Source organism: Paenibacillus sp. RUD330, assembly GCF_002243345.2.
Classification (GTDB): Bacteria; Bacillota; Bacilli; order Paenibacillales; family Paenibacillaceae; genus Paenibacillus_O.
In genome coordinates, this window is record NZ_CP022655.2 from 1,223,424 (window position 1) to 1,244,385 (window position 20,962).

A 20,962-nucleotide genomic window follows, 5' to 3' on the forward strand; every position below is an offset into this window, starting at 1 on the left:
CCATGCGGTTGAAATGGGATGGAATGAAAGCTGACCAGTGGATAAAGGGGCTGATCCTGCTCGGATTCGGCGCGTTCCTGCTGCGGCTGGACTGGACGGGCGAGATGCTGTTGTACGTATCCCCGTCCCTGAGAATGTACGCCAGGCTGTCGGCTTACGGGCTTGCGGCGGGGGGGATGCTGCAGCTGTACCTGTGCGTGGCTCCGGGAAGGTCGAGGCATCTTGCCTGCGCTTGCGGGCATCCGGGTCCGCATGACCACAGCCATGACCACAGCCATGGCCATGCCGGGCACAGCCATGACCACAGCCATGGCCATGCCGGGCACAGCCATGCCGCGCCAGCCGGAAGCGCGAGGCAAGCGATGCTGTACGGCCTGTTCCTGCTGCCGCTGCTGCTCGGTTTTGCGCTTCCGAACACTTCACTGGCGGGATCGCTGGCCGATTCCAAAGGCATCAATCTGGCCCATGCCCCGGCATCGGGCGGCAGGGACGTTCAGGCGCCAGGCCAAAGCGCGGCTGGCGCGGCCGGCTTCCATACCGATCTCTACAACAAGGATTACGCCAAGCTGGCGGAATGGCTGTACGCCAAGCCTGAGATCGCGATGGGCGACACCTGGTTCATCGAATCGCTCAATGCGCTCAATATGTTCCCGGACCGCTTCGAGGGCAAGACGATCACAATGACCGGCTTCGTATACCGTCAGGAGGGATTGACGGATTCCCAGTTCATCGTCGGAAGGATGGCGATGATCCACTGCGCGGCGGATATGATGCCTTACGGGATTATTGCCGTCAACGACTCCGCTTCCCAATTCAAGGACAACAGCTGGGTCAGCGTGACCGGAACGGTAGCCCGCACGGAATACCAGGGTCAGCAGGTCATCCAGATCGTCGTGACGGAAGCGAAGGAAGCGAAGCCCTCCGCGGTTCCCTATGTGTACCCGGACTCGGGCTTTGCCGCCAAGCTATAGAGGATCAGAACAGGAGGTGGCGTCATGCTGCTGGAGTGGGGAAGCTTGGCTCTTATCGTATTCGTGTCCCTGTACGGAATTCTGGCTTCGTCGGCCGAAGGGACGCCGTTCCGCCGGCTTGCCGTTTCCGGACTCGCTTTGACCGCAGGGGCGGCTATGGGAGCGGCAGCCGTACAGGCAGTCGGCTACGGCCTGGGAGTGCCGCTCGCCGCCGCAGCCTTGTTCGCGGCCGCAGGCGCGGCTCTGATGAAGCGCCGCTCTGGAGGAGCCGAGGCGCTGGCTTGGGCCGGCGCTTCCGTCGCAGGCTCGTGCATCGGCATCGCTGCAGGCATGACCGCTTATTCGACGGGCAAGGCGATGTATGTCATCGATGTGGCCTTCATCGTGCTGATGTTCGGCCTGCTGCGGTTCGGCGAGAGCCGCAAGCCGGAGCCGCAAGCGAATAGGCGTTCGCCGCAGGCGGCAAAACCGGCTTCGCAAAGGAGCGCGGCTGCTGTCTGGTGTTGTATTGCCGCCTTGTCCTGCGTCCTGCTGCTTGTGCTGGGCAGCGCCATTCCCGTCGGCCAATACGGCAGGCAGGCGGCCGCTGCGGCCAGCTACGATTCGGACAACGATCTGCAGGAAGCGCAGATCGTCGTCAGCGCGGCAGGAATCACCCCGCAGAGGGTGGATTTCAAGCGGGGGGCCATGATCAAGGCGATCGTGGTCGTGAAGGCCGACGCGGGCAGCGGACTTACGCTCGATGCGGGCAGCCTCGGCGCCGGAATCGCCCTGAGCCAAGGAGAGAACGTCATCGTTCTCAACAATCCCCAGCCCGGAAGCTATTCCTTGACCGTCAAGGGCGGGCGTTTCGGCGACAAGGGCGTAGGCGCTCTCTTCCGGATCGCCGATGAAAAAAACTGAGCGAACCGGTATCCGCTGCTGCGGATGCCGGTTTTTTTGCGGTTTCGGCGTGCTCGGAAGCCGTCCAGCGCATGCCGCGGCGCTGCGGCTTCATTTGGCCTGTCGTGGAGGACAATAGGTGCCCATGTCGAACAAACCGTATGAAGAGCTGGATAACAGAGAGGATGAAGCCGAGTGAGCGAAGGAGCAGCAAGCACGATTCGTTGGGGCATCATGGGACCGGGCGGCATGTCGGGAGGCTTCGCAAGGGATTTGGCGCATGCTCCCGGTGCCGTCGTAACGGCGGTGGCGGGCCGCGATCCGGAGAAGACGAAGTCTTTTGCGGAGAAACACGGCATCCCCCGCACGCATGGCGGCGCAGCCGGTCTTGCCGCCGATCCGGAAGTCGACATCGTCTACATCGGCACGATCCATCCCGTACACAAGGAAAATGTGCTGGAATGCCTGGCGGGCGGCAAGCATGTGCTGTGCGAGAAGCCGTTCACGATGAACGCGGACGAGGCGCAGGAGATCGAGGCAGCCGCTGCTGGCAAAGGGCTTTTCGTCATGGAGGCCATGTGGACCCGCTTCCTGCCTCCGATTGCCGCCGTCCGGAAGTGGCTGGCCGACGGCGCAATCGGCGAGATCAAGCTGCTCAAGGCTGAATTCGGATTCGACGCGGGCTGGAACCCGGAAGGCAGGCTGCTGAACAAGCAGCTTGGCGGAGGCGCTCTGCTGGATGCCGGCATATACCCGGTTTCCTTCGCTTCCCTCGTTTTCGGAGCGCAGCCTTCGCGGATTCAAAGCACGGTCGATATCGGAGAAACGGGCGTAGACGAGAGGTTCTCGCTCCTGTTCGATTACGAGGGAGGAGCGGCCGCTTCCCTGCATGCGTCTATCCGTCTGGGCATGAACAACGATGCCTGGATTTACGGCACGAAGGGCCGCATCCATATTCCGGGATTTCTGTGGACCCGCCGGGCGGAGCTCCATATCGACGGACAGGAGCCTCTGATCGCCGAGGACAACCGCGGTTTTTCCGGACATGCCTACCAGGCGATTGAAGCGATGGATTGCATCCGCCGCTGCCGGACAGCCAGCGATATCATGCCCTTGAAGGAAAGCGTGGAGATCATGGGGACGCTGGACGCGATTCGCGTCCAATGGGGGCTGGAGCATGGCGGCTTTTAAAAGCAAGGAGCAGGCGGGATGAATGCCGTAATCGGCGCGGTTTTCCGCAAGCTTCTATCCGCTTATGCGGCCACGCTGCTTGCAGCATCGCTCAGCCTGCTCGTTCCGGTATACGGAGTAGAGGCGGCGGGGGGATTCGAGCTGGCGGGATGGGTCTTCCTGTTCCTTCTGTATGGAGGGACGGTCCTGGCTGTATGCGGCACGCCGGTCTCCTTCTTTCTGGAGTGGTTGTGCAGGACATGGCTGCCGGGAAAAAAGAAGCCGTATCTTCTTCTCCATATGGCATGCGGCGCAGGGCTCGGCATGCTGCTGCTGCCAGCCTCCGGCGGCGCGGCATGGATGCAGGGGCTGCTGGGATGCCTCGCCGGAGCGCTGTTGGCCGGAATGGACCTGCATCTGCACAATTGGCAGGCAAGTCCGGGCAAGCTGGCGGCTGCGCTGGCTTCACCGGTCCTGGTGCTCGCTGCCGCGATTTGGCTAAGCGGGCGAATATTGAATTAGGGCTCAGCCCTATTCATCCCGGTAGAGTTCGGCGGGCATGAAAAAATCGATGAAAAGAAAAATTTTCTTCCACATGCATGAGGATTGAATATGTATCCATTTCTCCAGACTCCCAATTTTCTGGAAAACAAATTCTTTCCCTCCTGGAAATGAAGTTAGATAAAGTGCCACCAATAACCTGTAAATGGAAGGAGGTGCTGCCTTGTGGCGGCGTCTCCTTTTTGGCAACGTTTCCATTTAAATTTTTATGTGAGAAAATTTATTTTTAATTCGTATTTACGAACCGCACATCTCTGTATTACAATCTGTGTTAACTAAGTTTGCATCTAATTATTGGAATTGCCAGAACAATCGGTGTTTATTTTCGATGGATATTAAATCAAGCATTCGGCAGTCTTCAGGAAAATAGTGGGTATTTGCTTTTGAATAATAATACATTAATGCATTAAAGCGAGAAATAGAATGAAAAGGAGACCGGGCGCATGGGTTCGACGCTGCTGGAGATAAGGGATTTGCGCACTCATTTCGTAACGGACCAGGGCGAGATTCCCGCGGTCGACGGCATGGATCTGCTCATACACAAAGGCGAGATCGTAGGCGTGGTCGGAGAGTCGGGCTGCGGCAAAAGCGTCACCTCCCTGTCGGTCATGCGGCTGATTCCGCAGCCGCCCGGCAAATACGCCGGAGGATCGATCCTGTTCAAGGGCGAGGACCTCGTCCAGGCCAAGGAGAAGCGGATGAAGCAGATCCGCGGCGACGAGATCTCGATGATCTTCCAGGAGCCGATGACATCCCTGAACCCGCTGCTTACGATCGGGGATCAGATCGTCGAGACGCTGAGGGTCCACCGCAGCATGAGCCGCAAGGAAGCGTACTCGCAAGCGCTGGAAATGCTGAAGAAGGTCGGCATCGCCAGGGCGGAGACGATTCTAAGGGGCTACCCGCATCAGCTGTCCGGCGGCATGCGGCAGCGGGTCATGATCGCGATCGCCCTCTGCTGCGAGCCGGAGCTGCTGATCGCCGACGAGCCGACGACGGCGCTGGACGTGACGATCCAGGCGCAGATTCTGGATCTCATGAAAAAGCTCAATGAAGAGACCGGGACGGCGATCATGATGATCACGCATGATCTGGGCGTCGTCGCCGAAGTATGCCACCGGGTCGTCGTCATGTACGCCGGCAAGGTCGTAGAGGAAGGAACGGTGCGCGAGATATTCGAGAAGCCGCGGCATCCCTACACGCAGGGGCTGATCCGTTCCATTCCGAAGATCGAGGAGGACGTGAAGCGGCTCTATTCGATCCCCGACAACGTGCCGAAGCCGGGCACGGTCAAGGAAGGCTGCCGTTTCGCGGCGCGCTGCGAGCATGTGATGGACAAGTGCCTGCGTCACCTTCCGGAGCTCGTGTCGACGACAAGCCCGGGCCACCGCTCCCGCTGTTGGCTGAATGCGATCGAGGAGGTGGCGAATTGAGCCCGAACCAATTACATGAGGACTGCCTGCTGGAGGTCCGCTCCCTCAAGATGTATTTCCCGATCCGCAAAGGGCTGTTCCAGCGCGAGGTCGGGCAGGTCAAAGCGGTCGACGACGTCAGCTTTCAGGTGAAGAAAGGCGAATCGTTCGGCATCGTCGGCGAAAGCGGCTGCGGCAAGTCGACGACGGGCCGCTCGCTACTGAGGCTCATCGAGCCGACCGGCGGCGAGGTCATGTTCGACGGCCACAACGTGACGGAGTTTTCCGACAGCCGCATGAGAGAGATCCGCAGGGACATGGGGATGATTTTCCAGGATCCGTTCGCCTCTCTCAATCCGCGCCACAAGGTCCGCAAGATTCTCGAGGAGCCGCTGATCGTGCACGGCATCGGGAACGCCGAGGAGCGCCGCAGCAAGGTGGAGCGGGTGATGGAGACGGTAGGCCTCAGCTCCTGGCAGCTGGACCGGTTCCCTCATCAGTTCTCCGGCGGACAGCGGCAGCGGATCGCGATCGCGCGGGCGCTCATGCTGCAGCCGAAGCTGATCGTCGCGGATGAGCCGGTATCGGCGCTGGATGTGTCGATCCAGTCTCAAATCCTCAACCTGATGCAGGATCTCAAGGAAGAGTTCGGTCTGACCTATGTGTTCATCGCTCACGATCTCAGCGTGGTGAAGCATTTTTGCGACCGGGTCGCGGTCATGTATCTGGGGAGGATCGTGGAGCTGGCGGACAAGCATTCCCTTTACCGGGATCCCAAGCATCCCTATACGCAGGCGCTGCTGTCCGCCGTGCCGAAGCCGGATCCCAATGCGGCCAGCGAGAGGATCATCCTGCAGGGCGAGGTCCCGAGTCCGGCCAATGTCCCGCAGGGCTGCGTCTTCAACACCCGCTGTCCGCACGTCATGGACATATGCAGGCAGCAGCGGCCGGCGCTTCAGCAGACGTCGGAAGGCCATAGGACAGCTTGTCATCTGTACGTCTCCATGGAGCCGTAACGGATTTCAATCATAGATTCAAAAAGCCATAGGGATTCCGAAAAAGAGAGATCAAGAGGAGGAGAATTAGTTGAACAAATGGTATAAACCCGGAGCGGCGCTCGTCCTGGCGTCCGTCCTCGCCCTGGCAGGCTGCAGCGGCAACAACGGCAACAACGGCAGCAGCGGCAGCAATACCGCATCGAGCACCGGCAGCCCCGCTCCGAGCGGAACTCCGGCGGATTCCTCCGCCACCACGCAGGATACGCTGATCACCGCCCGCGGCGGCGATTCCGCCGCTCTCGACGCGTCCATCGTAACCGATGGCGAATCCCTCAAGGTTACGCAGCAGATTTTCGAAGGCCTGCTCGACTACAAGCCGGGTACGACCGAGATTCAGCCCAAGCTGGCTGAAAGCTATGAGGTCACCCCGGACGGCCTGACGTACACGTTCAAGCTGAAGCAAGGCATCAAGTTCTCGGACGGTACCGACTTCAACGCCGACGCGGTCGTGTTCAACTTCAACCGCTGGAGCGATCCGAAGAGCGAGTTCAAGTTCGAAGGCGACTCCTTCGACTACTATGACTCCATGTTCGGTCCGGACGGTTCCCGAGTCATCAAGGAAGTCACCGCTGTCGACCCGGGCACGGTCAAATTCGTCCTGAACAAGCCGCAGGCTCCTTTCCTGCAGAACATCGCGATGCCTCCGTTCGGCATAGCGTCGCCGGCGGCGATCAAGGAAAAGAAGGACAAATTCAAATCGGAGCCGGTCGGCACGGGTCCTTTCGTCTTCAAGGAATGGAAGCGCAACGACTCCATCACCGTGGAGAAGAACCCGACGTACTGGCAGCAAGGGCTGCCTAAGCTGAACAAAGTCGTCTTCAAGGTCATTCCGGACAACTCGGCCCGCTTCACGGCGCTGCAGAACGGCGAGATCGACCTGATGGAAGGCGTCAACCCGGATGATCTCAAGACGCTCGAAGGCAACGCCGACCTCCAGAAGATCGTGCGCGCATCCTTCAATGTCGGCTATGTCGGCTTCAACGTCAAGAAGAAGCCGTTCGACGACCCGAAGGTCCGCGTCGCCCTGAACTACGCCGTCAACAAGGAAGCCATCATCCAGGCGTTCTACGGCGGACTGGCCGAGCCGGCGGTCAACCCGATGCCGCCTTCCACGCTGGGCTACAACAAGGACGTGCAGGACTATCCGTACGACTTGGACAAGGCGAAGCAGCTGCTGGCCGAGGCGGGTTATCCGAACGGACTGCCTGAAGAGATGACGTTCTATGCGATGCCGGTGGCGCGCCCGTACATGCCGGACGGCAAAAAAGTGGCCGAGGCCATCCAAGCCGACTTCGCCAAAATCGGCGTGAAAACGAAGATCGAATCGCCGGAATGGGCCACGTACCTCGACGACGCCAAAAAAGGCGAGAAGGACGATCTGTTCATGCTCGGCTGGACGGGCGACAACGGCGACCCGGACAACTTCCTCTTCACGCTGCTGCACAAGGATGCGATCGGAAGCAACAACTACAGCTTCTACTCCAATGATGAAGTCAACAAGCTTCTGAGCGAAGGCCAGTCGGAGACCGACAACGCCAAGCGCGAGGAGCTGTACAAGCAGGCGCAGGTGCTGATCAAGCAGGATGCTCCGTGGATCCCGCTCGTCCACTCGACGCCGCTGCTGGCCGGAGCGGCCAAGCTGGCGGGCTACACGCCTTCGCCGACAGGCTCCGAGCCGTACACCGAGGTCTACTTCAAGTAACCGTCGACTCGTCGCTTCGAGTGCTGGATCAAGCGGACGGCAGGCTGGCCTGCCGTCTCTTCTATTGATACGCCTAATGGATTAAGGGGAGACATTGATGCTGAACTACACGATTCGACGTCTGCTCATGTTGATTCCGGTTCTGCTGGGAATGACGATCATCGTCTTTTCCATCATCCACGCGATTCCCGGCGATCCCGCGGAAGTCATTCTCGGCGAGAAGGCGAGCAACGAATCCAAGGAAGCCCTGCGCAAGGAGCTCAAGCTTGACCAGCCTCTTCTCGTGCAGTACGGGGATTATTTGAAAAAGCTCGCCTCCGGCGATCTGGGCACGTCGATCCGCACCCGCGAGCCGATATCGGCAGAAATCACGCCTTATCTGGCGGCTACCCTGGAGCTGACGCTGGTCGCAATGGCCTTCGCCGTGTTCTTCGGGGTGAACGCCGGCATTCTCAGCGCCTGGAAGCAGAACTCCTGGTTCGACTATCTCAGCATGCTGATCGCCCTCATCGGGGTGTCGATGCCGATCTTCTGGCTCGGCCTCATGGAGCAGTGGCTGTTCGCGCTGGAGCTGAAGTGGCTTCCGTCCATCGGCCGGGTGAACGCGCGCGACCCGGTGGAGTCGGTGACCAACCTGTATCTGATCGACTCGCTGCTCTCGGGCAGGGCGGATCAGTTCTGGACGGTCGTGAAGCATCTCATCCTGCCGGGAATCGCGCTCGGCACGATTCCGATGGCGATCATTGCCCGGATGACGCGCTCCAGCATGCTGGAGGTGCTGCGGTCGGACTATATCCGCACGGCCAAGGCCAAGGGCTTGTCGCAGATGTTCATCATCTACAAGCATGCCCTGCGCAACGCCTTCATCCCGGTGCTGACGGTCATCGGCCTGCAGTTCGGCCTGCTGCTCGGGGGAGCGGTCCTGACCGAGACGATCTTCGCCTGGCCTGGCGTCGGCCGGTATATCTTCGACGCGATCGCCTCCCGGGATTATCCGGTCATACAGTCCGGCATCCTGATCATCGCTTTCATCTTCGTGCTCATCAATCTTCTGGTCGACCTGCTGTACGCGGCGGTTGATCCGAGAATCAACTTCAAGTAGGAGGAAAGCCCATGTCACAACCGGCAGTCAAGCTTGCGCCGCCGCCCCCGGCCAAGACCGAGGTTTCCTCCTCCTGGAGGGACGGCTGGCGCAGCTTCCGCAAAAACAAGCTGGCCATGGCCGGTCTCGGCATCATCGTCTTCTTCGTGCTGATTGCCGTGCTGGCGCCGTTCATCGCTCCCTACGACTATAAGGAGCAAGAGCTGGTCAACCGGCTCCACAAACCGGGCGGAGAGCATTGGTTCGGCACCGACGATCTGGGCCGCGACATCTTGTCCCGGATCATCTACGGAACCCGGATCTCCCTCTGGGTGGGCATCAGCTCCGTCGTAGGCTCGATCATCGCCGGCACGATGCTCGGCATCGTCGCCGGCTATTACGGCCGCTGGCTCGATGCGCTCATCTCCCGCATCTTCGACATTCTGCTCGCGTTCCCCGGCATCCTGCTGGCGATCGCCATCGTAGCCGCGCTCGGGCCTTCGCTGCAAAATGCGCTGCTCGCGATCGCCATCGTGAACGTGCCGGTGTTCGGCCGGCTCGTCCGCGCCAAGGTGCTCAGCCTGCGCGAGGAGGAATACATCATGGCCGCGCGGGCGATCGGCATGAAGAATTCCCGCATTCTGTGGCAGCATATCCTTCCCAACTGCCTCGGCCCGATCATCGTGCAAGGCACGCTCGGCATCGCGACGGCGATCATCGAGGCGGCGGCGCTCGGATTTCTCGGCATGGGCGCGCAGCCGCCGGAGCCGGAATGGGGCAAGATGCTGTCCGATTCCCGGCAGTTCATCCAGAACGCGCCGTGGACGGTCATTTTCCCGGGCTTGTCGATCATGCTGACCGTGCTCGGCTTCAACCTGATCGGGGACGGCCTGCGCGATGTGCTGGACCCGCGGATGAAAAGCTGACCGCAGACGAACTAAAGCACCGGCCGGAGGCCGGTGCTTTTTTGCCATCCCCGGCTTCCAAACCAGGATCGTCAGATTCCCTGCGAGCGCCGCTCGAAGCTGACCGCGTAAGCGTCCTTGCGGAAGCGCAAAATCGGATCCTCGCTGACCTCGATGCCATTCCCGGTCACGGTCGGATCCATGAGCAGCCCTTCCGGTTCCTCGACGATGCGGGTCACGATAAGCTGGCCGGCGTCGACCGTTTCCCGGTCCCTCGGCCATTCCGTAGTCGGATCGTCGACGGGATCCCATTCCTCTCCCCGGACGATGCGCAGCGTAAAGCCGACAGGCGATGATTCCAGCCGCTCGGCCAATTCCTTCTCCAGGTAATCATGCCCGGCGAAAGGCGCCTTCACAAGCGGAAGATGATCTTCTCCCGCATCGGGAATCCATTCATACTTGACCGGACGCCGCTTGCCCGCCCCATCGACAAAATAAAACGCATGGATGGAATAATACGGGCGGCTGGCGAAGCTGGCCGGCGGCTTCAGCGCGGAGATGGAGGCAAGGGCGCTCTTCGCATGGGGGAACCGGCCGATCAGATCGGTGAAAATCTCCTTGACGGAGATCCCGCCGCGCTTCGCCTCCCGGAAAGCCTGCATCATCTCCAGGAAGGATTCGGGCGTCCGGGCGAAGAAGACAGGAGTCGTGGCGGCGACGATGACCGGTCTCGCTCCGTCCGGCAGAAGGAACTGGACTGCAAGTCCCTTGGCGGGAGAGAGCAGGTCGCGGTTGTCGGGATCGGGATTCGTGTTGGAGAAGCGGACGATGGCGCGCGTCTCCTCCTGCTGCAGATGGGGAGCCGCGGTCCACTCCGAGACGGCTCCGCTGGGACGGAATACGGCCTCGCAGCAGATGCCCTTGGCATGAGCGCGCCTGCAGCCGGGATGAGTGCCGGAGATTTGCTCGATGGCGTTGACGGCTTGCTCGGGAAGCATGCTTCCCGGTTCTTTTGACGTCGGCATGTCATTCATTCTCCTTCCAGTAACGGCGATTGCCTGCATGGGTCGTAAACGTATTTACCTCATCAATGCCCGAATCCAATCCCGTTCATTCTCTAGCTCAGGAGGACAATCCCCATGACGATGAAATCCAATCCGCATCTGCTGCTCCAATCCCGGCTGTGGAAACGGCTGGACGAGCCGTTTCTCGAGCACTGCCGCCTCTTCCGCGGCCAAGAAAGCCACCTGCTGGCAGGCAGCATCGTCGGAAGGCTCGGCTCCGAGCCCGTCAGCTGCACCTACCAGATCATCACCTGCATGGATTGGCTTACGCGGAAAGCGTCGGTCGATTTGGCTTATGGCGACGAAGAGGCCAGCCTCCATCTGGAAGCGGACGGCCGGGGAAACTGGCTGATGGACGGCCGGGAGGCGCCCGAGCTGCAAGGCTGCCTGGACGTCGATATCGAGCTGACGCCCGCGACGAACACGCTGCCGATCCGCAGGCTCGGACTGCGCAAGGGGCAGGAGGCGGAGATGGCCGCGGCATGGGTCCGCTTTCCTTCGCTCGCGGCAGAGCCGCTCAGGCAGTCCTACTCCTGTCTGGAGGAGTGCCGTTACCTCTATCGCAGCTCCTCCTTCGAGGCCGGACTGGATGTCGGAGGCGAAGGGATGATCCATCGCTATGGCGATCTATGGATTTCGTTATAGGAAGAAGCAGGTGCAGAATGTTGAATCTGGACCGAATCGGGAAAGAGAGAAGGAGGCCGTCGCAATGCCGGAACGAATGGCCGGACAAGGAGCCGGTGGGGAAAACGAGCTGAGCAGCTCGCTGATGACCGTGTCCCATGCCAGAGAAATCGCGGGATGGAGCTACGCCCCTCCGTACGACTTTTACGATATGGGCGAAGACGACGAAACGATCGAAGAGCTGATGCGCTATACGGCCATTTTAAAAGGGGGCGCGCTTTTCGGGTTCTATTGCCTCGGTTCGTGGGCTCAAGTGCCCGCTGGGAGAGAGCTTGGTTGTTACAGAGAAGAAAGCGGAGCTGTCGACATCGGTCTGGGCATGGATCCGGAGCATGCCGGGAGAGGCGAAGGGACACGCTTCGTCTCGTATGTCGTCGCGGAAGCGATTCGGATCGGCAGCCCTTCTCTGCTGCGGCTTACGGTGGCATCATTCAATCTCCGGGCAAAAAAGGTATACGAACGTCTCGGTTTTCGGATCGTGGGGAATTTCAAGGCGGGAACGACCGATTTCGAGGTCATGGAGCTGCCTTCAGCGGCAGACGGTCTCGTTGGGATCAGATGAGCAAAGGGGGCAGCCATGCGGCTGTCCCCAGTGAACGGAAGCCTCTATCGGCAATTGCAAGAAAAAGAATTGCCCAAAGGCTCATTCTCTGGTAGGATCATACCGACTTAATAAACGCGTTTAATAAGTTAAGGGAGATGCGATTGATCAGATGAGCGAGCCTCGGACAGATCCCAATGAAATCCGCCGAACCATTGCGGCAGCGATACGATCCGGCCTGATTTCCAAGGGCCACGCGACCAAGGCCGAGCTGAGCCGAAGCCTTTCCCTCAGCTTTCCCACCATCAGCAAGTTCGTGTCGCTCATGGAGAAGGAAGGGGAGCTGCGTTCGGTAGGCCTCGACGAGTCAAGCGGCGGCCGGCGGGCAAGCAGGTATGCGTACAATCCCGACTTCATGCTCGGGCTGGCGGTCTATCTCGAGAAGGATGAAACCCGCTACTCCGTCTTCGATTGCATGGGAGCGATCAAGGAGGAGGGAGCCGCTCCAACCGTGCTCATCGAGGGCATCGGAGCGCTGCGGCTGCTGGTGGAGGAGCTGATGGACAAACATCCCCGAATCCGCTCTCTGGCGATCGGCGTTCCGGGTTCGGTGAAGGATGGAAGGATCGGCTTCATTCCGGGTTACGGGCACTACGAGGGACTGGAGCTGGGATCCTATTTCGAGGAGAGGCTGCAGATTCCGGTCCAGGTCGAAAACGACATGAACGCCGCGGCGCTTGGCTTTGCCGCCAAGGCGGACGAAGCGGAATCGGCCTCGCTCGTGTACCTGTACTTCGGCAACAACGGACCGGGAGCCGGCATTATGGCGAATGGAACGATTCTGCGCGGGAACACGTCTTTCTCCGGAGAAATTTCCTTTGTCCCGATGGACGGGCGGCGGAATTTCGGGCAGGCGCTGCAGGAGCGCGGATTTCTGGACGGGAGGACGCTGGATGAGGTCCATATCGACGCGGTCGCCCGGCTGGTCGCGGCATTCACGGTCATCCTCAACCCGAAGCGGATCGTGTTTTGCGACTCCGAAGCCGACGAGGCGCTGCTGGAGCGGATCGGGCAGAGGAGCCGCAGCTATGTTCCCTCGGAGCATCTGCCCGAGCTTGTCCACAGCCACTGGCCTTCCGATTATCTGGACGGACTGAAGACCCTTTCCCTTGAAGCGATGATTTCTCAGGATTTATCCTCAACAAGAACGGAAGGGTGAAACGATGGCAGCTTTCTTTTTGATCATCATCTATTTGGCCTTCATCAGTCTGGGCTTGCCCGATTCGATGCTCGGAGCGGCATGGCCGGCCCTCCACCGCGATATCGGAGCGCCGGTCTCCATGGCCGGGCTGATCTTCATGACGGTCACCGCCGGCACAATCGTATCCAGCCTGGCCACCGGTTTCCTGCTGAAGCGCTTCGGCACCGGCAAGGTGACCTTGTTCAGCTGCCTCATCACGGCGGCGGCCCTGCTCGGCTTTTCCTATGCTCCGGCGACGGCATGGCTGTTCGTTTTTGCCGTTCCGCTCGGGCTGGGAGCCGGCTGCGTCGACGCCGGGCTGAACAGCTATGTCGCGGAGCATTACAAAGCCCGGCATATGAGCTGGCTGCACTGCTTCTGGGGAGTCGGAGCTACGCTGGGGCCAGTCATCATGGCCCATTCCATCTTGGAGCGGTCGTGGAGGAACGGCTATCTCAACGTCTCGCTGATCCAGTTCGGGCTCGTTCTCGTCCTGCTGCTGACGCTGCCGCTATGGGCCAAGGTCGCGCGATTAAGTCGGGCGGACCAAGCGGGCGGTTCCGAGGAAACGGGAGGGCATGACCGGGCAGGAGGCGTCATGCCCTTCAAAATCAAGGGCGTCAAGCTGGCCCTGCTCTCGTTCTTGTTCTATTCCGGCGTGGAAGCCACGCTCGGCCTGTGGGGCAGCACCTATTTGTCGGAATCGAAAGGCGTGTCCGCGACGGATGCCGCCAAGTGGATCTCCTTCTACTACGGGGGCATTACCGCAGGCAGGTTCCTGGCCGGATTCGTCACCTTCAAGCTGAGCAACCGCGCCATGATCCGCGGCGGGCAGCTGCTGGCCGTGACGGGAATCGTCCTCATGCTCCTGCCTTTGCCGACCGTATTCTCGCTGATCGGGTTCGTCGTCGTGGGACTCGGGCTCGCGCCTATATTCCCCTGCATGCTGCATGAGACGCCGGTGCGCTTCGGCAAAGGTTCGTCCCAATCGGTCATGGGCTTCCAGATGGCGGCCGCTTATACGGGAAGCACGCTCCTGCCGCCGCTGTTCGGCTTCATCGCCGCATGGTCGGCCAGCGGATTCCTGCCGCTGTATCTTCTCGTCATGGCCGCCGGACTGATGCTGTTCTCCGAGCGGATCAACCTGTTCATGAAAAAAAGGAGAGATGCCTCCGCGGCCGCGGCGGAGTGAGCGGATAGCTCCTTGAACGTCCATGCCTTGAAATCTGCCGGCCGATGAACGGCAGCTCCTATCGGGGAGAACAAGAATGAGCCAGAGGCGTCGGCCGTTAAAGGAGCATAAACGAGGAAAGGCACCCGGACGGGTGCCTTTCTGTCGGTTCATGAGCCTGCCCGAGGAAGCTTCGGCGAAGGCAGGCACGCCGCCTTTACTCGTACGGATCGATCGTCTCGATCGTTCCGTCCTCCTTGTACTTCAGCTCGGCGAACTTCACGCAGCGCTTGTTGTCGGCGCCGCCGGACAGGGAGCTGTCGTGATAGAACAGGTACCATTTGCCCTGGAATTCGACGATGGAGTGATGCGTCGTCCAGCCGATGACCGGGGTGAGGATCGTGCCTTGGAAGGTGAACGGTCCGCAAGGACTGTCGCCTACGGCATAGACGAGCTTGTGCGTCGTGCCGGTCGAATAGGAGAGGTAATACTTTCCGTTGTATGTGTGCACCCACGGACCTTCAAAGTACCGCCGGTCCTCGTCGCCGGCGAGAATCGGCCGGCCTTCCCCATCGACGATGGAAATCTCGCTCGGCGGCTCCTGGAACGACAGCATGTCGGCGCTGAGCCGGGCCACCCGCGGGCCTAGCGCCGGGGCGTCCGGCGCCGGGCCTTCGGCGTCGGCGAGGAATTCGCCGGTCTGCCATTTCTCGAGCTGGCCGCCCCACAGGCCTCCAAAGTACATGTAGGCCTCGCCGCCTTCGACGAACACGGCCGGATCGATGCTGAAGCTGCCGGGAATATAGCTCGGCTGCGGCTCGAACGGGCCGGCCGGCGAGGTGCCGGTCGCGACGCCGATGCGGAACACATGATCATGGTCCCTAGCCGGGAAGAACAGGTAATAGATGCCGTTTTTGCAGGCTGCGTCCGGAGCCCACAGCTGCTGCTTGGCCCAAGGAATGTCCCGCAGATGAAGAGCCTCGCCGTGATCGATGCAGGGGGAGCCCTCATCCTCCATCGACAGGACGTGGTAGTCCTCCATGTCATACTGGTCGCCGTTGTCGTTCGACACCTGCTCATGGTCCAGATCATGAGACGGATAGATGTACAGCCTGCCCTCGAATACATGCGCCGACGGATCGGCGGTATAGATGTGGGTTGCGATAGGTTCCTTGTATTTAACCGTTTTCATTTTCAGTCATCCCCGATGCATAGAATCAAGTCCTCTCCTTATTTTAGCAGACCCTTCCCCGTCCCCGGCAGTCTCAGATGCTTGTGAAAAATACCGTTAAAATTGGTTTTCGGGGGATCGACAACCATTTGACACGCTTAACCGAATCCATTACGTTGATCCTAGCATTCTAGCATGTACGGAAGCGAGGACTGTTGCCAGTGACAGGGTGGGCCAATCGGCTGCTGGGCCAGCTGCGGGAAACCAACACGCTGAGAAATCAGATCTTCATCAGCTTTACGCTGACGATGATTCTCGTGCTGACCTTTGCAGGAGCGTTTATATACGGCGAGGTGTCCGTGCTCCTCAAGCAAAGCGCGGAAAAGCATATCCAGCAGACCGCCATTCAGGCCAACGGGCGGCTGGATGCGCTGCTGAAGGGAATCGACTCGCTCACGACCCAGGTCGCTGCGGATTCCTACGTGCAGAAGCTGCTCTCCCAGGAGGTGCAGGGAATCCTCTCCAATTTCAACGAGCGCCAGTCGCTGCTGCAGATCGCGAACAATTACATGGCCTATTCCTCCGGCATCAGCTCGCTCGAGCTTTACACCATTGGCAACAAACGGCTGTTCCCGCTCGACGATACGAGCCTGAACCGCATCTCCGGGGATGCGCTGGCCGCAGCGGACGGGAAGAAGGGACGCCTCGCCTGGATCGGGATCGATCCGCGGTCGCCGGACACGGTGCTCGCGGTCCGCCGCATCAACCTGCTCGACCATGCCTACTCGCCCGGCGGCTACGTGGTCGTCCACGTCAACCGGGACTACTTCAAGATGGATCAATCGGAGGGCAGAGGAGATCCCTCCAAAGGAAGGGAGTCCATGCTGCTGAGCGACGCCGAGGGCAATCCGATCCTGTCGGATATGGATGACGGGACGGCGTCGGCGGTCATCGCCCAGACGGGCAGCACCGTGACGGTCGGCGAGGAGAGGATGCTCGCCGTCCGCCAGCATTCCGGCGTCACGGGCTGGAAGCTCGTGCTGCTCCTGCCGGTCGAGGCGGCGACGGAGGGAATCTCGGTGCTGCGCATGGCGATCTATGTGTCGATCGGAATCGCCGCATTTGCCTTCCTGCTGCTGACGCTGCTGCTGTCGACGATGATCACGCGGCCTATCCAGCAGCTAATGAGAACGATGCGCAGCGCCCGATTCGGGGGACTCAAGCCGATACCGGCCAGCGACAACCGCTTGCGGACGATGGAGATCAACGAGCTGAACCATACGTACAACCGGATGGTCGATCATATGAACGAGCTGATCCAGGTCGTCTACGAGAAGGAGCTCACCCAGAGCCGCACCGAGCTCAAGGCGCTGCAGGCGCAGATCAATCCGCATTTCCTGTTCAATACGCTGGAAGCGTTTTATTGGTCGCTGGAGGAAAAAGAGGAAAGCGAGCTGGCGCGGACGATTCTCGCGATGTCGGGACTGTTCCGCTATGTCATCGGCAGCTCGGCGGCCGACGATGAGTGGGTGACCGTCCGGGACGAGGTGGAGCATACGCAGCGCTATCTGCAAATCATGAAAATGCGCCTCATCGACCGGCTGAGCTGGGACATCGACGTCGAGGAGGAGCTGCTTCAGGTGCCGATTCCCAAGCTCATCCTCCAGCCGCTCGTGGAGAACGCGATTTTGCACGGGGTGGAGAGCCGCATCGTCCCGGGATCCGTCAAGGTCCGGATTCATTCTCCCGAGCCCGGCCTCGCGACCGTGGCCGTCATCGACGACGGAATCGGGATGGACGGCGAGACGGTCATCCGGCTCATGCAGAGCCTGGATGCCGTCGCTCCCCAGGATTCCAAGAAAGGGGCGGGAGTGGCCATGTCCAACGTCCAAAGGCGGCTCAAGCTCCATTATCCGGGCTCTGCGGAGCGCGGAGGCGGGCTGCATATCGAGAGCAGGGCAGGCTCGGGCACGACGGTAAGCTTCGAGATCACGATTCCTTCGGGAGGAGACGAACGGGTATGAAAACGTTGTTGATTGTGGACGATGAGCCCCGCACGCGGCTGGGCATCCAGAAGACGCTCACCGCCTGGTCGGCGGGGCGGCACCGGATCGAGACGGCTGCGAGCGGAGTCGAGGCGCTGGAATGGCTGAAAGCGAATACAGCCCATATCATCATCACGGATGTGCGGATGCCGGAGGTGGACGGGCTGCAGATGCTGGAGACGCTGGCGGGGCGCGGCCCTCTGCCCGTCATCATTGTCGTTTCCGGCTATGCCGAGTTCGACTATGCGCGGAAGGCGCTGCAGCTCGGGGCCTTCGACTACATTCTCAAGCCGCTGGACAAGGATATTCTGGCGGAAACGGTGCAGAGAGCGTTCGCGCTCGACGACGGCCGGGACCGCATCGATGCGATGGAGAAGCTCGTGGACGCCAAGCTGCTTGAGGTCGGCCGCGGCGAAGCGCGTTACGGCACGCCGATCAAGGATGCCATCAGCTTTATCGACGCCCATCTGGAGGAGCCGATCAGCATGAAGCAGGTGGCCGAGCTGACGCATCTAAATGCGAGCTATTTCAGCGTGCTGTTCAAGGAGCAGACCGGCGTCACCTTCAGCGATTATCTCACTCGGCTAAGGCTGCAGCGGGCCAAGGAGCTGCTCGTGGCGACCCGCATGCCGATCTCGGAGATCGCCGAGAAGGTCGGCTACGGCACGGCCAAATATTTCATCAAGGTGTTCAAGGACAACGAGGGGACGAGTCCGAGACAGTACCGGAGCCAGGTGCTGGACGCCGATTCATCGATCCGATAAAAGTGGAATTTCTCCCAATCGCTGTTACTGTTGCGCTTACATGGCAAATTTTATAATTATGTATGCGGTTACAAGAACAGTGCGTCACAAAAAGGGGAGGAAACACACATGAAGCGCGTTTTATCGACCACGACGGCAATCGTTCTGTTGTCATCTGTTCTCGCTGCATGCGGCGGCAACTCGAATTCGCCCGCCGACAATGCAGGTGCAAGCAACTCCGGCACAAACTCCAATACGGGCTCTGCGGCGGGCAAGCCTGCGGAGAAGGTCACGATCAATCTGTGGAGCTTCACGGACGAAATTCCGAACATGACGAAAAAATACCTTGAAACCCACCCCGACGCGAACGTCGACTTCAAGACGACGGTCATCGCGACGACGGACGGAGCTTACCAGCCGGCCCTCGACCAGGCGCTCGCCGGCGGCGGCAAGGACGCTCCGGACATCTATGCGGCCGAGTCGGCCTTCGTCCTCAAGTACACGCAGGGCGACGCCTCCGACTACGCGGCCAACTATGCCGATCTGGGCCTTGACGACCAGCTGGTGAAGGATGCCGGCATCGCCCAATATTCCGTGGACATCGGCAGCAAGGAAGGCCAGCTCAAGGCGCTCGCATATCAAGCGACAGGAGGGGCGTTCATCTATCGCCGCTCGCTCGCGAAGGACGTATTCGGCACGGACGATCCCGCCGCGATCAAGAGCGAGATCGGTCCCGGCTGGGATAAATTCTTCGATGCGGCCGCGAAGCTGAAGGCCAAAGGCTACGGCATCGTCTCCGGCGACGGCGACATCTGGCATCCCATCGAGAACAGCTCCGACAAGGGCTGGCTCGTAGACGGCAAGCTGCATATCGATCCGAAGCGCGAGCAGTTCCTCGACTTCTCCAAGCAGCTGAAGGACAACGGTTATTCCAACGACACGAAGGACTGGACCGAGGGCTGGTACGCGGACATGTCCGGCACCGGCAAGCAGCCGATCTTCGGCTTCTTCGGCCCCGCATGGCTCATCAACTACGTCATGAACGGCCAGGTGAAGGACACCAGCGGCGACTGGGCCGTAACGGAGCCGACGACAGGCTTCTTCTGGGGCGGCACCTGGCTGCTCGCGAACAAGGAAGCGGCCAAGGACGACGCCAAAAAAGCGGCCGTGGCGGACTTCGTCAAGTGGGTCACGCTTGATTCCTCCGAGACGGGCCTCCAGTACTACTGGGCGAACGGCACGATGAAGGCAGGCGAGCAGGGCACGAAGGACAGCGTAGCCTCCTCCGTCGTCATGTCCAAATCGGACGGCAAGGTCGACCTGCTGGGCGGACAGAACATGTTCGACGTCTTCGTTCCGGCGAACGCCAATGCGACAGGCAAGAACCTTACCCAATACGACGAATCGATCAATCTCATCTGGCGCGATCAGGTGCGCGAATATTCCGAAGGCAAGAAGAGCCGGGAGCAGACGATCAAGGACTTCAAGCAGAAGGTCCAGGATCAGCTCGGAATCGAAAGCGAGCAATAGCGCCTAAGGGGCGGGTTATCCCGCCCCTTATCTGAATTTGATTGATATGGGGTGAGAGCCATGCGCCGCAAGGGCGTCAGCTATTCAAAATTCGGCTATCTGTTCAGCCTGCCATTCCTGCTTGCGTTCCTGGTATTCTCGTTCTATCCCGTTCTGTATACCGCGGTCATCGGGTTTACGGATATGAAGGGAGTCATCCCGAAGCCGGTCCACTTCCTGGACCAGCCGTTCGAGAACTTCAGGTATCTTCTCTTCGACAACGTCTCCTTCCGCAAGTCGCTGTCCAACACAGCCCTGATCTGGATCCTGAACTTCATTCCCCAGATGCTGCTCGCGCTGCTGCTCACCGCCTGGTTCACAAGCCAGCGCACAAAGGTGCGGGGGCAGGGCATTTTCAAAGTGCTGCTCTACATGCCGAACATCATTACGGCGAGCACGATCGCCGTCCTGTTCAACTCGCTGTTCTCGTATCCGATGGGACCGATCAACAGCCTGCTGGAGTCGCTCGGCTGGATCGATTCTCCTGTCAATTACCTGCAGGACAAGACGACGGCGCAGGGAATCGTCGCGTTCATCCAGTTCTGGATGTGGTACGGCAACACGATGATCATCCTCATCGCAGGCGTCATGGGCATCAACCCCGCGCTGTTCGAGGCGGCTTCCATCGACGGCGCCAATGGATGGCAGATCTTCTTCCGCGTGACGCTGCCGAGCCTGCGGACGATCATGCTCTATACGCTGATCACGTCGATGATCGGCGGCCTGCAGCTGTTCGATATTCCGCAGCTGTTCCTGTACGGCGGGCCGGACGACGCGACGCTTACGACCTCCGTGTTCATCTACGGGCAGGCGTTCAAGGGCAGCTACATGTACAACCGCGCCGCAGCGGCCAGCATGATCATGTTCATCATTGCTGCCGTGCTGTCGGCCCTGCTGTTCTACCTCATGCGCGACCGCGAAGCGGCGAAAGCCAAAAAAGCGGCTAAAAATCGGAATAAGGCTGCTAAAGCGGCGGCAAGGGGGATGTAAGA

General features: G+C 60.2%; 19 protein-coding genes. 17 read left to right on the top strand and 2 right to left on the bottom strand.

Going from position 1 to position 20,962, the window contains the following annotated elements; genetic code table 11:
* Positions 1–2 precede the first annotated feature (2 nt).
* The 9 genes from CIC07_RS05355 (at position 3) to CIC07_RS05395 (ending at position 9,763) form a co-directional block, all read left to right on the top strand.
* Positions 3–971, top strand: a complete 969-nt coding sequence (locus CIC07_RS05355; protein ID WP_076359729.1) for a TIGR03943 family putative permease subunit — start codon at positions 3–5, stop codon at positions 969–971.
* 24 nt (positions 972–995) lie between these two features.
* Entirely contained in the window at positions 996–1,874 is an 879-nt protein-coding gene (locus CIC07_RS05360; RefSeq protein ID WP_076359731.1) for a hypothetical protein, read from the top strand.
* 174 nt (positions 1,875–2,048) lie between these two features.
* Complete coding sequence (locus CIC07_RS05365; protein WP_234993113.1) at positions 2,049–3,044, top strand: Gfo/Idh/MocA family protein; 996 nt, start codon at positions 2,049–2,051, stop codon at positions 3,042–3,044.
* 18 nt (positions 3,045–3,062) lie between these two features.
* Positions 3,063–3,545: a hypothetical protein gene (locus tag CIC07_RS05370; protein ID WP_076359733.1), complete on the top strand. Its 483-nt coding sequence runs from the start codon at positions 3,063–3,065 to the stop codon at positions 3,543–3,545.
* A 482-nt stretch (positions 3,546–4,027) separates the two neighbouring features.
* Positions 4,028–5,017: an ABC transporter ATP-binding protein gene (locus CIC07_RS05375; RefSeq protein WP_094248345.1), complete on the top strand. Its 990-nt coding sequence runs from the start codon at positions 4,028–4,030 to the stop codon at positions 5,015–5,017.
* 50 nt (positions 5,018–5,067) lie between these two features.
* A complete protein-coding gene (locus CIC07_RS05380; RefSeq protein ID WP_076359884.1) occupies positions 5,068–6,012 on the top strand; it encodes an ABC transporter ATP-binding protein in 945 nt (314 codons plus the stop codon).
* A gap of 70 nt (positions 6,013–6,082) precedes the next feature.
* Positions 6,083–7,756, top strand: coding sequence for an ABC transporter substrate-binding protein (locus tag CIC07_RS05385; RefSeq protein ID WP_076359737.1), 1,674 nt, complete (start codon positions 6,083–6,085; stop codon positions 7,754–7,756).
* Positions 7,757–7,853: 97 nt separating this feature from the next.
* Complete coding sequence (locus CIC07_RS05390; protein ID WP_076359739.1) at positions 7,854–8,858, top strand: ABC transporter permease; 1,005 nt, start codon at positions 7,854–7,856, stop codon at positions 8,856–8,858.
* A gap of 11 nt (positions 8,859–8,869) precedes the next feature.
* Positions 8,870–9,763: an ABC transporter permease gene (locus tag CIC07_RS05395; protein WP_076359741.1), complete on the top strand. Its 894-nt coding sequence runs from the start codon at positions 8,870–8,872 to the stop codon at positions 9,761–9,763.
* Between the two features lie 71 nt (positions 9,764–9,834).
* Here CIC07_RS05395 and CIC07_RS05400 read toward each other — a convergent pair whose 3' ends face one another.
* Positions 9,835–10,767: a catalase family peroxidase gene (locus tag CIC07_RS05400; protein ID WP_157742022.1), complete on the bottom strand. Its 933-nt coding sequence runs from the start codon at positions 10,765–10,767 to the stop codon at positions 9,835–9,837.
* Between the two features lie 114 nt (positions 10,768–10,881).
* Between CIC07_RS05400 and CIC07_RS05405 the strand changes: the two genes are divergently transcribed.
* The 4 genes from CIC07_RS05405 to CIC07_RS05420 all read left to right on the top strand — a co-directional run bounded on the left by CIC07_RS05405 (position 10,882) and on the right by CIC07_RS05420 (position 14,463).
* Positions 10,882–11,451, top strand: coding sequence for a putative glycolipid-binding domain-containing protein (locus tag CIC07_RS05405; RefSeq protein WP_076359745.1), 570 nt, complete (start codon positions 10,882–10,884; stop codon positions 11,449–11,451).
* A gap of 64 nt (positions 11,452–11,515) precedes the next feature.
* Complete coding sequence (locus CIC07_RS05410; protein WP_234993114.1) at positions 11,516–12,052, top strand: GNAT family N-acetyltransferase; 537 nt, start codon at positions 11,516–11,518, stop codon at positions 12,050–12,052.
* A 151-nt stretch (positions 12,053–12,203) separates the two neighbouring features.
* Positions 12,204–13,250 (top strand): ROK family protein, encoded by a 1,047-nt coding sequence (locus tag CIC07_RS05415; protein ID WP_076359747.1) that lies wholly within the window; start codon positions 12,204–12,206, stop codon positions 13,248–13,250.
* A gap of 4 nt (positions 13,251–13,254) precedes the next feature.
* Positions 13,255–14,463: an MFS transporter gene (locus CIC07_RS05420; RefSeq protein WP_076359749.1), complete on the top strand. Its 1,209-nt coding sequence runs from the start codon at positions 13,255–13,257 to the stop codon at positions 14,461–14,463.
* A gap of 196 nt (positions 14,464–14,659) precedes the next feature.
* Here the strand turns inward: CIC07_RS05420 and CIC07_RS05425 are convergent, their stop codons facing one another.
* Positions 14,660–15,634 carry a glycoside hydrolase family 43 protein gene (locus CIC07_RS05425; RefSeq protein WP_076359751.1) on the bottom strand — a complete coding sequence of 325 codons (975 nt, stop codon included), beginning with the start codon at positions 15,632–15,634 and terminating at the stop codon, positions 14,660–14,662.
* Between the two features lie 200 nt (positions 15,635–15,834).
* Here CIC07_RS05425 and CIC07_RS05430 point away from each other — a divergent pair, with 200 nt between their 5' ends.
* The 4 genes from CIC07_RS05430 to CIC07_RS05445 all read left to right on the top strand — a co-directional run bounded on the left by CIC07_RS05430 (position 15,835) and on the right by CIC07_RS05445 (position 20,960).
* Entirely contained in the window at positions 15,835–17,637 is a 1,803-nt protein-coding gene (locus CIC07_RS05430) for a cache domain-containing sensor histidine kinase (RefSeq protein ID WP_327205417.1), read from the top strand.
* Positions 17,634–18,422: a response regulator transcription factor gene (locus tag CIC07_RS05435; RefSeq protein WP_076359753.1), complete on the top strand. Its 789-nt coding sequence runs from the start codon at positions 17,634–17,636 to the stop codon at positions 18,420–18,422. Before CIC07_RS05430 ends, CIC07_RS05435 begins: the two co-directional genes overlap by 4 nt.
* Before the next feature lie 108 nt (positions 18,423–18,530).
* A complete protein-coding gene (locus CIC07_RS05440; RefSeq protein ID WP_076359755.1) occupies positions 18,531–19,931 on the top strand; it encodes an ABC transporter substrate-binding protein in 1,401 nt (466 codons plus the stop codon).
* Positions 19,932–19,991: 60 nt separating this feature from the next.
* Positions 19,992–20,960: a carbohydrate ABC transporter permease gene (locus CIC07_RS05445; RefSeq protein WP_076359757.1), complete on the top strand. Its 969-nt coding sequence runs from the start codon at positions 19,992–19,994 to the stop codon at positions 20,958–20,960.
* The last annotated feature ends 2 nt before the right edge of the window (positions 20,961–20,962 follow it).

Coding starts and splice junctions, on each gene's coding strand:
- CIC07_RS05380 (WP_076359884.1), top strand. CDS start 5,068: ATGTATTTCCCGATCCGCAAAGGGCTGTTCCAGCGCGAGGTCGGGCAG.
- CIC07_RS05410 (WP_234993114.1), top strand. CDS start 11,516: ATGCCGGAACGAATGGCCGGACAAGGAGCCGGTGGGGAAAACGAGCTG.
- CIC07_RS05375 (WP_094248345.1), top strand. CDS start 4,028: ATGGGTTCGACGCTGCTGGAGATAAGGGATTTGCGCACTCATTTCGTA.
- CIC07_RS05360 (WP_076359731.1), top strand. CDS start 996: ATGCTGCTGGAGTGGGGAAGCTTGGCTCTTATCGTATTCGTGTCCCTG.
- CIC07_RS05405 (WP_076359745.1), top strand. CDS start 10,882: ATGACGATGAAATCCAATCCGCATCTGCTGCTCCAATCCCGGCTGTGG.
- CIC07_RS05370 (WP_076359733.1), top strand. CDS start 3,063: ATGAATGCCGTAATCGGCGCGGTTTTCCGCAAGCTTCTATCCGCTTAT.
- CIC07_RS05390 (WP_076359739.1), top strand. CDS start 7,854: ATGCTGAACTACACGATTCGACGTCTGCTCATGTTGATTCCGGTTCTG.
- CIC07_RS05400 (WP_157742022.1), bottom strand. CDS start 10,767: ATGCCGACGTCAAAAGAACCGGGAAGCATGCTTCCCGAGCAAGCCGTC.
- CIC07_RS05395 (WP_076359741.1), top strand. CDS start 8,870: ATGTCACAACCGGCAGTCAAGCTTGCGCCGCCGCCCCCGGCCAAGACC.
- CIC07_RS05435 (WP_076359753.1), top strand. CDS start 17,634: ATGAAAACGTTGTTGATTGTGGACGATGAGCCCCGCACGCGGCTGGGC.
- CIC07_RS05440 (WP_076359755.1), top strand. CDS start 18,531: ATGAAGCGCGTTTTATCGACCACGACGGCAATCGTTCTGTTGTCATCT.
- CIC07_RS05425 (WP_076359751.1), bottom strand. CDS start 15,634: ATGAAAACGGTTAAATACAAGGAACCTATCGCAACCCACATCTATACC.
- CIC07_RS05420 (WP_076359749.1), top strand. CDS start 13,255: ATGGCAGCTTTCTTTTTGATCATCATCTATTTGGCCTTCATCAGTCTG.
- CIC07_RS05355 (WP_076359729.1), top strand. CDS start 3: ATGCGGTTGAAATGGGATGGAATGAAAGCTGACCAGTGGATAAAGGGG.
- CIC07_RS05445 (WP_076359757.1), top strand. CDS start 19,992: ATGCGCCGCAAGGGCGTCAGCTATTCAAAATTCGGCTATCTGTTCAGC.
- CIC07_RS05415 (WP_076359747.1), top strand. CDS start 12,204: ATGAGCGAGCCTCGGACAGATCCCAATGAAATCCGCCGAACCATTGCG.